10 protein-coding genes are annotated in these 12,912 nt (G+C 65.6%); 4 read left to right on the forward strand and 6 right to left on the reverse strand.

The genetic code is table 11. The features are described from left to right. From Hhyl2_RS06980 to Hhyl2_RS06990, 3 genes are read left to right on the forward strand one after another with little or no spacing between them, the layout of a single operon-like run. Complete coding sequence (locus tag Hhyl2_RS06980; RefSeq protein WP_483550015.1) at positions 1-675, forward strand: amino acid ABC transporter permease; 675 nt, start codon at positions 1-3, stop codon at positions 673-675. Next, positions 672-1,412 carry an amino acid ABC transporter ATP-binding protein gene (locus tag Hhyl2_RS06985; RefSeq protein ID WP_483550016.1) on the forward strand — a complete coding sequence of 247 codons (741 nt, stop codon included), beginning with the start codon at positions 672-674 and terminating at the stop codon, positions 1,410-1,412. Before Hhyl2_RS06980 ends, Hhyl2_RS06985 begins: the two co-directional genes overlap by 4 nt. Before the next feature lie 2 nt (positions 1,413-1,414). Further along, the gene (locus Hhyl2_RS06990; RefSeq protein ID WP_483550017.1) at positions 1,415-2,386 is read left to right on the forward strand and encodes an amino acid ABC transporter permease; all 972 of its coding nucleotides are present in this window, start codon (positions 1,415-1,417) and stop codon (positions 2,384-2,386) included. Position 2,387: 1 nt separating this feature from the next. Here Hhyl2_RS06990 and Hhyl2_RS06995 read toward each other — a convergent pair whose 3' ends face one another. Genes Hhyl2_RS06995 through Hhyl2_RS07005 form a run of 3 tightly spaced genes read right to left on the reverse strand, consistent with a single transcriptional unit; the run spans position 2,388 to position 4,560 of the window. Further along, entirely contained in the window at positions 2,388-3,911 is a 1,524-nt protein-coding gene (locus Hhyl2_RS06995) for a replication factor C large subunit (protein ID WP_483550018.1), read from the reverse strand. 43 nt (positions 3,912-3,954) lie between these two features. After that, positions 3,955-4,329 carry a PIN domain-containing protein gene (locus tag Hhyl2_RS07000; RefSeq protein ID WP_483550019.1) on the reverse strand — a complete coding sequence of 125 codons (375 nt, stop codon included), beginning with the start codon at positions 4,327-4,329 and terminating at the stop codon, positions 3,955-3,957. Further along, entirely contained in the window at positions 4,330-4,560 is a 231-nt protein-coding gene (locus Hhyl2_RS07005) for an AbrB/MazE/SpoVT family DNA-binding domain-containing protein (protein WP_483550020.1), read from the reverse strand. Positions 4,561-4,785: 225 nt separating this feature from the next. Here Hhyl2_RS07005 and Hhyl2_RS07010 point away from each other — a divergent pair, with 225 nt between their 5' ends. Further along, complete coding sequence (locus tag Hhyl2_RS07010) at positions 4,786-5,493, forward strand: helix-turn-helix domain-containing protein (RefSeq protein WP_483550021.1); 708 nt, start codon at positions 4,786-4,788, stop codon at positions 5,491-5,493. On the opposite strand, the gene Hhyl2_RS07015 is transcribed toward Hhyl2_RS07010, so the two are convergent. The 3 genes from Hhyl2_RS07015 to Hhyl2_RS07025 form a co-directional block, all read right to left on the reverse strand. Beyond that, entirely contained in the window at positions 5,490-6,641 is a 1,152-nt protein-coding gene (locus Hhyl2_RS07015; protein WP_483550022.1) for a hypothetical protein, read from the reverse strand. The two genes, Hhyl2_RS07010 and Hhyl2_RS07015, sit on opposite strands and share 4 nt — an antisense overlap. Positions 6,642-6,799: 158 nt before the next feature. After that, positions 6,800-8,149 (reverse strand): hydroxymethylglutaryl-CoA synthase, encoded by a 1,350-nt coding sequence (gene hmgB / locus Hhyl2_RS07020; protein ID WP_483550023.1) that lies wholly within the window; start codon positions 8,147-8,149, stop codon positions 6,800-6,802. A gap of 61 nt (positions 8,150-8,210) precedes the next feature. After that, the gene (locus Hhyl2_RS07025) at positions 8,211-12,830 is read right to left on the reverse strand and encodes a PKD domain-containing protein (RefSeq protein WP_483550024.1); all 4,620 of its coding nucleotides are present in this window, start codon (positions 12,828-12,830) and stop codon (positions 8,211-8,213) included. Positions 12,831-12,912: the final 82 nt, after the last annotated feature.

A 12,912-nucleotide genomic window follows, 5' to 3' on the forward strand; every position in this document is an offset into this window, starting at 1 on the left:
ATGCTCCAGGCGACCGACTGGGCGTTCGTCCTCGAAAACCTCGACTACCTGCTGGCCGGTGCGGCCGTCACCGTCGGATTAACGCTGACGAGCCTGTTGCTCGGCTTCCTGGTCGGCTTCCCCGCCGGCGCCGTCGAGGTGTACGGCAGCCGACTGCCCAGGCAACTGGTGTCGACCGCGGGCGTGGTCCTCCGTGGAACGCCCATCGTCGTCATCATGCTGGTGCTGTTCTTCGTCGTCTCCATCTCGCAGTCGGCGTTCATCACAGCGACTGTCGGGTTGGGACTGCGGAGTGCGGCCTACCAGTCACAGATCTTCCGCGGGGCGCTCCAGAGCGTCGACGAGGGCCAGATGGAGGCCGCCCGTTCGATCGGGATGAGCCGGCTGGAGGCCATCCGGCACGTCGTCGTCCCGCAGGCGCTCCGGCGCAGTATGCCGGGGTTCCAGAACGAGTTCACCATCGTCCTGAAGGACACTTCCATCGCCTTCGCCATCGGGCTGGCCGAGATGCTGACCCGCGGCTACGACCTGTTCACCCAATCGGGCCGATCGACCGCCGTCCTGGAGGTGTTCCTGGTGATCAGCGCCATCTACTTCGTGTTGACTTTCGGGACGAACCGTGCGCTGGACCGACTGAGCGACTACTACGCGATTCCGACGGGTGAGAACGCATGAGTCTACTACGAGTCGAGGACGTCGACAAGTCCTACGGTGACGAGGAGGTACTGAAAGGCGTCAGCTTCGAGATGGCACGGGGGGACGTGGACGTCCTCATGGGCCCCAGCGGCAGCGGAAAATCGACGATGCTGCGCTGTATCAACCGGCTGACCGAGATCGACGACGGCGAGATCTGGCTGGACGACACGCTCGTGACGGGCGCGGACGCCGACGTGAACGCGCTCCGCCAGGAGGTCGGAATGGTGTTCCAGGGGTTCAACCTCTTTGCCCACCTCACGGCACTGGAGAACATCACGCTCGGGCTCAAACGGGTCCGGGGCATGGACGCCGCGGAGGCCCGCGAACGCGCGGCCGAGCATCTCTCCCAGGTCGGACTCGCGAAACAGGCCGACTCCTACCCGGCCGAACTGTCGGGTGGCCAGCAACAGCGTGTCGGCATCGCACGTGCGCTCGCGATGGAACCGAAGCTGATGCTGTTCGACGAACCGACGAGCGCGCTGGACCCGGAACTGGTCGGCGAGGTGGTCGACGTGATGCGTGATCTGGCCGAGCGCGGGATGACGATGCTCGTCGTCAGCCACGAGATGGGCTTTGCCCGCTCGGCCGCCGACAACATCATCTTCCTCGACGACGGGCGAATCGTCGAATCCGGGAGCCCCGACGACCTGTTCGAGCGACCCGAACACGACCGCACCAGGTCGTTCCTCACCGGCCTGCAGGCGGGCCACGAGTAGCTATGGGTGCCGAACAATCGACCGTCGAGGAGGTCCGCACGACCGTCGACGTGGACAGACCCTGGGCGCTGGTCGCAGTGGCGATCTTCTGGGGCTGGCTCGTCCTCCGCTGGACGAACGACTACCTGCTCCCGGACTCGATGGCGCTGCCCCAGGACCAGCCGTTCGTCCCAGTGGCGCCGTTCAGTTCGGCGGCAGAGAGCATGCGCGGTGTGGCCAGCGATCTGGGCCTGTTCGGACTCCCCTTCGATCTGGCTGCCGGACTGTTCGGGTTCGTCGCGGGTGCCATCCCGTCGCTCCCGTCGCTGGCGCGGGGTGCGTGGCTCACCATCGTCCTGACCGTGGCCGGCATCGCGCTGGGGTTCGTGCTGGCGGTGCCGCTCTCGGTGGCCCGCGTCTACGGCGGACGGGGCCTTCGCTGGCTCTCGTTGTCCTACACCGAACTCATCCGCGGGACGCCGCTGCTGGCACAGCTGTTCGTCCTCTACTTCGGGACGGGACTGACCGGCGTCATCCGCGTCCTGCCCGGCGTCGGTCAGGGGTTCGTTCCCGGTTCGGCCGTCTGGGTGGCGATCATCGGGTTCACGCTCAACAGCGCCGCCTACCAGGCCGAGTACATCCGCTCGGCGCTCGAATCCGTCGACACCGGGCAGCTGACGGCCGCACGGGCCATCGGCCTCTCGAAGATCGACGGGATCCGCTACGTCGTGCTTCCCCAGGGGCTCCGGTACGCCATCCCCGGCTGGTCGAACGAACTCGTCTACCTGATCAAGTACTCCTCGCTGGCCGCGTTCATCACCGTCCGTGAACTGTTCTTCCGGACCGAGGAGATCGCCAACGCCACGTTCCGCTACACGGAACTGTTCGTGCTGGCGGCGCTGTTCTACCTGGCGCTGGTCATCTCGGCCTCGATGCTGATGAACCGGGTCGAGGAGTGGACCGCGGTGCCCGGACTGGGTGGCCGCGCTCGGTAAGTCACATGAAATCGGAGAGTCCGGACTGCTGGTCGTCCGCGTCGGCCTCCTCGCTGTCCGGCGTCTCGTCGTCCGCGTCTTCGTCCGCGTCGGCGGCAGTCCCGTCCGTGTTGCCGCCGAGCGTGACCTGCTGTTCGGTCGCGTCCGCGTCGCGGTCGTCGGCTGCCTCGCCGTCCGCGTCCTCGTCCGTCGCTGTGTCAATCCCACCGCCTGCGGTCGCGCCCTCGAAGGCACCGCCGGAGTGTTCGACCGCCGCCTCGGCGCGTCGCTCTTCGGCGTCCGCGACGATGGACTGGACCTTGTTGGTGTCCTTGCCCGAACCGGTGATGAAAGCGACGTGTTCGGCCGCCATCTCGTAGGTCGCCGCCATCGCGACGGTCAACTCGCGGTTCTTGCAGTGGTGGGTCATCGACGCCAAGAACGGCATAATCTCCCGGCGCGCGGTCCGCATCGAGACGCCGTCGATGGTCGCGATCTGCTGGGCGATGTCGTCGCGGGTCTGGCGAGTCCCCTTCGAGCGGCCGAGTTTCGACCAGTAGCTCGGCGGGCCGTAGCGGGTCCAGCCACTCTTCGTGCCGTCCCTGGCCGCGGCCACGCCGGCGGTCATGTTGTCGGTCGCGTACCGCCAGAACGAGTAGTTCTGTGTCGCCCGGACCCGACCGAGCCACTGGTCGGCCTTCGAGAGGGCGCCGTAGGCACGGGCCAGTTCGGCCCCCTCGTAGTCTTTGGGCATGTTGTCCTCGATCCAGTTGATGAGGTCGTCGGGCGTCTCGTCGACGTCGTAGCTGGCCTTCAGTGCCGTCTCGGCGTCGGCCTCCTTGATGACGACGTCGAGGTAGTCGAAGATACCCTCGGTGGTGTCGCGGTCGCCAGTGACGACGTCGTCCGCGGTCAGCCGATCGGTGGTCTCGGCGATGGCCTGGAGGTCCTTGACCGCCCCACGGAGGTCCCCGCTGTTCTTCTCGGCGATGGTCTCTAAGGCGTCGCTCTCGTACTCGATGCCCTCCTTCCGGCAGATGTCCCGGAGGACTGGGACGATAGAGCGCGGCGAGACGTCCCGGAACTCGATGTCCTGGCAGTTGTTGCGCAGGCCCTTCGACATCTCGTAGAACTCGTTGGCGATGAGCACCATCGGCTGGCCGGCCTCCGTGACCAGCGAGGTGATGGCGCGAGCGCCCCCGCGGTCGGCGTTACCGTGGATGTTGTCGGCCTCGTCCATGATGACCAGGCGACGGCCCTGTCCGCCTGCGGTCAGCGTCCCGGATTTCGCGGCTTCGCCGGCGACCCGCTCGATGACGTCCTTGGTCCGGGAGTCGCTGGCGTTGAGTTCGATTGTCGGCCAACCCAGATCGGCCGCAAGCGCGTGGGCCGCAGAGGTCTTGCCCACACCCGGCGAGCCGTGGATGATGGCCGCCTCCCGGTGGTCCTCCCAGGTCCGCGCCCACTCCTCGAAGGCGTCCCGAGCCTTGTCGTTCCCCCGGACCTCCGACAGCGTACTCGGTCGGTGTTTCTCCGTCCAGTCCATTGGGTCGTGGTTGGCCCGACTGGCGTTTAGGGGTTGCGGAGCGTCACCCGTCGTCCATCGACGAGATGTCCAGACGCGGTGCAAACGACTCGTAGGCGTCGTCGCTCGAAACGATCGTATCGCCGTCTGATTCGACGAGGTGAAGGGCGTCGAAGGGTGTGAACCCGTGGTCCTCGACGTACGTCGCTGCGGCGACGACGGTGTCCACGTCCCCCCTGACCTCGACGAGGTCGGCAGCGTTCGTCACGACCCGTTCGGTGTCACGGTCTTCGCGGTACGCGACCAGAAACAGTTCGATGAGAGTGAACTGCGAGGTCCACAGGTCCTCCCGATGGTTCCGATAGACCGTCTCGGCCGGGACACTCAGCCAGTCCTCGTCCTTGATGAGAGCAAGGAGAAAGTCGGTCTCGGCGTACATCTACCGGCCAGCCTCGTCCAGTGTCCCGTTCCGTGCGTCCGTCCGCATCTCATCGGCGGACTTCTCGACGTCCGCAAATTCGTCCCGAAGTGCGGCGAGCGGGTCCTCTGCGATCGGTACAAGTTTGATCTCACCGGGTAGCTGGACGACGCGATACCGCTCGCCGTAGCGCTCTCGGATCTCTTTCGGGAGGGTGAGACGACCCCGGTCGTCGAGCGTGATTTCAGACACGACTGACAATTTCGTGGGCGCGCACAAATTTGTTCCCCACACTCAGGTATTTTCCCACAACCGCTATTTTCGAGGACGTACCGAACCATCATCACTGCTAGCGCGGAAAAGCCTCAACGGTGTCCAGCCGTACCACGCGTGTCCACCGTTCCGACTGGCGTGTAGGGGTTGCGGAGGACCGTGTTCCGGTACGCTTTTGTTTTAGTCTATCCACCGTGTGGACCAATGACAGGCGGCGCCCGAAGCGACCTCGCGGAGAAGATCGCCGGCGAGGTGGCACTGAGCGGTGACCCCGGCGCGACGCTCCGGAAGTGGCGGACGGACTTCGACGTCGCACAGACGGAGCTTGCGGACCACCTGGACGTCTCGCCGTCGGTCGTCTCCGACTACGAGAGCGGGCGCCGTGACAACCCCGGTATCGGCGTCGTCAGGCGTCTGGTGACGGCGTTGCTCGACATCGACGAGGACCGTGGTGGCCAGCACATCCGTCAGCACGCCCGCGTCATCTCGGCCGGTTTCGACAGCGACGTGGTCCACGACCTCCGTGAGTACACGGCCAACGTCGGCGTCGAGAGCGTCTACGACGCCACCGACGCCGTCGAACTCGCCCGGGGGAGTACCGACACCGTCTCCGGACACACCGTCATCAACTCCATCACCGCAATCAGACGGCTCTCCTCGGACGAGTTCTACCAGCTCTACGGTCAGTCGACGAACCGTGCGCTCGTGTTCACCAACGTCACCCGCGGCGAATCGCCACTGGTCGCCCTGCGCGTGGTCTCGCCGACACCGAACGCAGTCATCCTCCACGGTCTAGAGACAGACGACGTCTGGGAGCACGCCGCCGATCTCGCACGGATCGACGACTTCTCGCTGGCGGTGACCGACGCCGAACTCGACGACCTCCTCGGTGGGCTCCGGACGCTCCCCTAACAGCCCGGATACGCCGCCGACCCCTGGAATCCCGTCCGGTTGAGGTGGTCGGCCGTCGCCGGCGTCAGTTGCTCGGTCGGCGACCCGGTCGTCAACCATCCCTCGGAGTGGTGGTAGTTGCCCTCGACAGGCCCAGTGACCATATGCAAGAGCGCGTGGGTCGTCGCCGCGACGCGGAACGACGTCGACCCCGTGTAGTCGCTCCGTAGTTTCCCGTCGACCACGGCCGAGTAGCCCGGTGAGTCGACACGCACGGCCGTTCGATCGGCGTCGATCGAGCCCAGCGTGACCAATCTGTACGAACACCGGCGCGCGCCCATCCGCTGGCGGCTGTAGAGTCGGCGGTGTTCGGTCCCGTTGGCCGAGACGCGCGCACCCGAGACCGTCCGGTTGGCGCTGACGATGTGGAGTCTGATTCCGGTCGTGCCGTCGGGGTTGGAAACGGGCATATCCGCGAAGACCGACCGGAGTGACTGTCGTTCACCATCCGAGAGCGGCGTCTGTTTCCGACCGTGGCCGACGACAACGTAGAGGTCCTTCCGTGTCGGGTCGGCGCCAGGAAGGGCCGCACCCGACGGCGTCTGTCCGGCCTCCTCCCAGGCGTCGGGGAGGCCGTCGCCGTCGCTGTCGGTGGCCGCGGGCGCGCTCGCCTCGGTCGCGACGACGTCCCCGACGAAGACGTTGGCGACCGGATCCCCGGCGATGTCGTCGGCACCGGAGACCGCACCCCCTTCACCGAGGTCACCGATAGCGCCCGGAAGCATCGCCGTCCCGAGTAACATCACACCCAGCAACAGCATGATACCGGTCGCCATCTTCACGAGCGGCGAGTCCGGACGGACGGCCCGGTAGGCGTCGACGAGCGGACCACCGCGGGTGAAAAACAGTGCGATACCCTTCGTGACCACCACGAGGAAGAGAAATCCGGTCAGGACAGTCCCCACCACGGCCCCGACGTAGACGGCCACGAGCGGGACCTCGCCGGAGAACAGTGGGCCACCCGCGAGACCCGGAACTGAGGACGGGCCGGAGACGCGCGACCGCGAGAGGACCACCGTCGGCTGGAGGAGGAGGAATGTGCCGAGGACCCCGACGACCGCACCTGCGAGCGCGGCAGTCGCGCGTGGGCCGTACGACCAGCGTTCCATGCACGTAGGTGCCGCAGTCGTTGACTAAACGCCTTCGATTAGTATCAGATATATTACTCCACTTTCGTCGGACGACCGGCAGGTCAGTTCCGAACGGTCTGACCGCCGCAACCGCCAGAAATCCCGAGATGGCGCTGTGTTCGGACCGTGGTGACGCCTCACTCCACGTATCGATACTTCCGTTCGCCCATCCGGCCCCAGCCGTCGAAGGCGAACTCGGCTTCCGGCGAGGTGAACTCCTCTGCGTCCTCTTCGACGTGGGCGTCCATATCGTGATTGTGAACGTCGTGGACGTGCTCGTACTCCTCGAACGAGAGGTTGTAGCGGTCCCGGATCTGCTCGTCGATATCCAGCGCCGCGATCTCGTCCTCCCAGCCGGGGACGATCGTCTCGGCGTGGATCTCGGCCTGAGCGCCCGAGCCGTACGAGGCGACGAGCAGTTTCTCGCCCGCGAGGTCGATGTCGTGTTCCATCGCGTGCTTGAGCCCGGACGCGCGAGCCAGATGGACGGACCCGGTGTACCAGTTACCGACGTGGCGGGAGATCTCCAGCGTCGGCTCGATGGCCTGGTTGTACCAGTCCTTGTATCGCTCCGTCTCGGTGAGGGCGTCGGTGTACTCCCGGATCGCGTCGTTGAACGCGTCATCCGTCTCGAAGTCCTCGCGCATCGGCTGGTGGCCGATCTCCTCGGCGAGTAGTTCTTCGACGTCGGTCCCGCGGACGATGTGCCGGTACCCGAGCGCGGCGGCCTTCCGGACCATGCCGGGGAAGGGGGTGTGGAACGGGACCATGTAGTAGTCGTCGGGGTGGATCTGGCCGGCCACGGACGCGAAGTCGTCGAGCGCCTCGCGCATCCGGGCGAGGTAGACCTTCACCGACCGCTTGCCGTCGACGGAGGGGAACTGCTGATTGGGCTTGAGGAAGTCGGTCTCGTCGGCGCTGCCGTACCCCTGTTCGGTCGAGAGTTCGACCAGGTTCGGGTCCTCGTCGACGAGCATCGCGACGGCCCCGGCGCCCTGGGTGGCCTCCCCGGGATCGTCACGGGCGTACAGCGCGGTGTCGGTCGCGATGACGATGGCGGCCCGGTCGCGGTTCCGGCCGGCCTGGATCCAGTTGTAGGCATCGTCGAGACTCTGGGTTCCGGAGATGCACGCGAACTTCCGTTCGCCCTTGTTGGCGTGGTGGAAGTCCCCGTCGTAGACCTGTTCGAGACAGCCCGCGATGTACGTCGAGACGGGCTTGGAGTTGTCGAACGAGCTCTCGGTGGCGACGTCGATCCGGCCGATATCGTCGGGTTCGAGCCCTTTGCGCTCCATCAATCGGTGGGCCGCATTGGCTCCCATCGTCACGATGTCCTCGTAGACGTCCGGGAACGACGACGCGTGGAGTCCCAGCCCCTTCGTGTACTTGCCGGGGTCGTCACCCTGCGCGGGCGCGAACGTCTCCGCGAGGTCGAGTTTGAGCTTCCCCGTCCAGATCTCGATTGCGTCGATACCGACGGCTGTCATACCCGAGAGGTCGGCACCGGTACGTAAGTTACTGTCGACTGTCTGTTCGACAGCTGTCGAACTAGACACCAACTTCCAACGTGTCGACTGTCGGCGTCTTCGTCGGATCATCGGTCCGGAGCGTCACTGTGAGGCGGAATCGGCGGCTGTCGGTCTTGAGACCCTTGATCTTGTAGCTCGAGCTCCCGTCGAGCGTGATCGTCTTCGAGGACTCCTCGAAGGTGCCGTCGCCGTCGGGATCGGAGTGGACGACGACGTCGATGTCGGTCCCCGACGGCCGCGAGGCCGTGACGTTCTTGAGTCGCGCCTTCTTGACGTCGACGGCCCGGGAGAGCGTCTTGGTCCCAGTCCGGATCGTCCCCTCGTCGCCGACATCCGACAGCGCCGCCGCCTCGCTCGCACTCAGTTGCCGGTCGTAGATGCGGACCTCGTCGATGTGGCCGTCCCAGCCGTCGGAGTAGCTCGTGTCTTTCGCCCCCTGGCCGACCAGCAGCGTCTCGACGTTCGAGAGCGTCCCGCTACCGCTGTCCTGGAAGGTCGGTGTATCGGCCGACCCGTCGCGATACATCCTGACCACCTCGCCGTCCTTCCAGGTGACGACGAGGTGTTGCCAGTCGGTGGTCTGTGCGTCGTCGGAACTCTCGTAGACTGTCTCGGTCCCGTCGACGCTGACACCGGCTTTGAGGCAGTCCGAACAGCCGTTCTCGAAGCCCTGCGAGTCGTACCGCAGACTGAGCGGAACGTCGGTGCCGTCGGGCTCCTGTCCGATGAGGATGCCGTTGTTCGTGTTCGTCTCGTCCGAGCGCACCCAGGCGGAGACGGTGAGCGCGTCCTGACCGTTCAGGTAGTTCCCCGCGTCGCTGTCGGCGACGATGTCCTCGCTCCCGTCGAAGACGTACGACCGGGAGCCCGCGATGCCGCTACCCGAGACGGTCGCGCCGGTTACCAGTCCGTCGTGACCGTTGCCGGACTCGTCGATCGCGTCGCCGTCGAACGACCAGTACGTGAGCAGCGCGTCACCGCCACGGTCGCTGGCCGGGTAGCCCAGTTCGACGGCGTCGGCACGGTGGCCGCCCACGTCGTCGTGGACGACACTCTCCGCGCTGGTCGCGCCGTCCCAGTCGCTCGCCGTCGTCCAGGTCGCGCTCGGGAGCCGTTCGACGAGGACGGCACCGACCTTCGGATTGTTCGCGTCCGGGTTGTCTGCGACGATGTTTAGCTCTCCATCGGTGACAGTCACAGTCTTCGTGATATCCAACCGAGTGTTGGCACCGACCTCGTCGTAGATATCCAGGTTGGGGCTGACAGTAGTCCCTTCGATCGACAGGTCGAACACACGGTTACCCCGGGCGGCTTCGGCGCTGTTGCCGTCGAAGTAGATCTCCGCGAGTTTGACCGTGACGCGGTACTGACCGTTACTGACCGGCACCGCGTACTCGATTCGCTTGGGATTGACGTCGTCGTACCGTTCGGTCTGGTACAGATTGTCGTCACTGGTCCCAGCGATGGGCTCCGTCGACGAGTAGGTCTTGTCGCCAGCATCCAGATACTTGTCCGTTTCGGCCTCGTACTCGACGCCCTCACAGGAGGTGTACGACGAGCCGCCGCTGTTGATCGCTGCAACGACGTCCCTGTCGGCCGACTGGACGTTGACCGTGGTCTGTGCCGTCGCCGTGTCGCCGTCGCTGGCTGTGACCGTCACGTCGGCCGTATATCTCCCCGAGCAGTCGTACGTATAGGTGAACGTCGGGGAGGACTGCGTGACGGTGCGGCCGTCGTCCAGTCGGAACTCGTAGCTCTGGATGCTCCCGTCGGGGTCCAACGATCCGCTGGCGTCGAACGTGACTGTCTCGGCGGTCGTCGGCGAACTCGGTGAGTGGATCAGCGACGCCGTCGCTGGCTCGTTCACCTCCACCGTCCGAGTGGTAGTGTTCGTCGCGCCGTCGTCGTCGGTGATCCGCAGCGTGACGGTCCTGGTCCCGGATGTCGAGAATGTATGTGACGTCGTCTTGCTACCCGTCGTCGTCTCGTAGGTCCCGTCGTCGTCCCAGTCCCAGGCGTACTTGTCGATGGTCCCGTCCGCGTCACTCGACCCACTGGCGTCGAAGGTGACCGATTCCTGCGTCGACGCCGGCGTGGGACTGTAGCTGAACGATGCCGATGGCGACGTGTTGGGACTCGACACCGTCACCGTCTCGGTCAGCGTCTCCGTATTGCCGTTCGGTCCAGTGATCTCCAGCGTGACGGTGTAGGTGCCAGCGCTGGCGTAGGTGTACCGTGGCTGTTTTCCGGTCACGTCCGCGGTGCCGTCGCCGTCGAAGTCCCACTCGTAGGTATAGGTCGCCGTGTCGTCCTCGTAGACCATCACGTCGCGGAACTCGGACTCGGCTTGCGCGCTGGCGTCGTCGTCGTTGGCGAACGCCAGGTACTGGGCCGAGATCTGGTAGTCCTGCCCCGCCGGGATCCGATAGCGTTTCCAGTCCGGCGCCGCGCTGTCGTACGGGCTCGACGGCTGGGTACCCCAGTTCTGGGTCCCGTAGACCTCGTAGATCAGGTTGTTCGAGATGCTATCGTCGGTCTCGAAGCCCGTCCCGTGGATCTCACCCTCGGTCCCCGAGCGGAAGCCGAATGCCAGCACCGTATCGCTGGTCATCCCATAGCTGTAGGCGATCTTCTTCCAGGTGTTGTTCGCCAGATACAGCGTCCGGCCGTCGTCCCTGACCTCGACGGTCGGATCGAGGTCCTGGTTGGACCCGGCGTAGCTCTGTATCGTGTAGTCGGTGAAGTTGACGTAGGCCTCCGACGGCGTCCGCTCGACGAGTCCGAGTCCGTTGACTGTCAGTCCGGGCTCCCCGCTGGTGGGGACCACCAGCATCGACCCGTCCAGCGAGACCGAGACGGTCTTCGTGGTCGTCGCGGTCGCGCCGTCGTTGTCCGTGACCCGTAGCGTGACCGTCTTCGTCCCCGCGGTGGCGAACGTGTGCGTGGTGGTCTTGCTGTTCGTCGTCGCCTCATAGGTACCGTCGTCGTCCCAGTCCCATGCGTACTCGTCGACGGTCCCGTCCGTGTCGTCGGACGCGGTCGCGTCGAAGGTCACCGACTCGCCGGTGACCGGCGAGGACGGACTGTAGCTGAACGAGGCCGTCGGATCGGCGTTCGTATCCGTGACGGTGACCGTCTCGGTCAGCGTCCGCGTGGTCCCGGCCGGCCCGGTAACGTTCAACGTGACGGTGTAGGTGCCGGCGCTGGTGTAGGTGTACTGGGGCTGTTTCCCCGTCACATCCGTGGTCCCGTCGCCGTCGAAGTCCCACTCGTAGGTGTAGGTCGCCGTATCGTCCTCGTAGACCATCACGTCGCGGAACTCTGACTCGGCTTGCGCACTGTCGTCGTCGTCGTTGGCGAACGCCAGGTACTGGGCCGAGACCTGGTAGTCCTGGCCCGCCGGGATGCGATACCGCTTCCAATCCGGCGCCGAACTACCGTAGAGGGTCGCCGGCTGGCGGCCGAAGTTCTGCGTCCCGTAGACCTTGTACAGGAGGTTGCTCGACAGCGAATCGTCCGTCTCGAATCCCATCCCCTGGATCTCGCCTTCGGTCGGCGAGCGGAAGCCAAAGGCAAGCACCGTGTCGCTGGTCATCCCGTAACTGTAGTCGATCTTCTTCCAGGCGTTGTTCGCGATGTAGAGCGTCCGCCCGTGGTCCCGGATCTCGACGGTCGGATCCGCGTCCTGTGGCCCGCCGAAGCTCTGGACGGTGTAGTCGGTGAAGTTGACGTACGCGGCGTCTGGGTCGCGGTCGACCAGTCCCAGGCCGTTGACAGTCAGGTGGGCGTCCCCGCTCGTGGGCACGACCAGCATCGACCCGTTGGGGACGACGGTGAGCTGTTTGCTCGACGTGTCGGTCTGCCCGTCGTTGTCGGTCACACGGAGCCTGACGGTCTCCGTGCCGGCGGTGGCGAACGTGTGCGTGGTAGTCTTGCTGTTCGTCGTCGTCTCGTACGTGCCGTCGTCGTCCCAGTCCCAGGCGTACTTGTCGACGGTCCCGTCCGTGTCACTGGAGCCGCTGGCGTCGAAGGTCGCACCCTCGCCCGCGACCGGTTCGGTCGGCGAGACGCTGTACCTCGCCGTCGGCGGGGCCGGGGTGGGCGTGGGTGTCGGAGTCGGTGTCGCCGTCGGGGTGGGGGTCGGCGTCGGCGTGGGAGTGGGCGTAGCCGTCGGCGTCGCAGTCGGCGTGGCCGTGGCCGTGGGCGTGGGCGTCGGTGCCGGCGTCGCCGTCGGCGTCTGAACGTCGGACACTTCGTCGATCAAGACGGTGTTCGAGGGCCGGTGAACGACGATCAGACGAACGGTCGACCCGACCGGCGTGCTGTACGCGTGGCGCCACCGCTCACCGGGGTCGAAGTCCGAGTCGGTACTCCCCAGGGGCGTGAACGATCCGAGGCCGTACTGGACGCGGGTCCCGTTGTCGAGAATGACGTCTACGTCACTCGCCGTGATAGGATCGCCGCCCTGATGAGTAAGCGTCACGGTGCTCCCGTCGAACTCGTAGCCGACGTCGACGAGCACGCTCTCGCCGGACGCCTGGTTGTCGAAGACGACGAGACCGATGGCACTCACCGCCAGGATGACGACACCCGTCAGGAGCGCGACTCCGACGGCTTCCGACTGGCCCCGCCCCGCCATTTCCTCTAGTTCGGTGAACCGGTGGTAAGACCGTTGTGGGTGATTACAGAACGTGAGAAAAAGACTAACGAGACCAATCAAT

This window comes from Haloarcula sp. H-hyl2 (assembly GCF_056934385.1).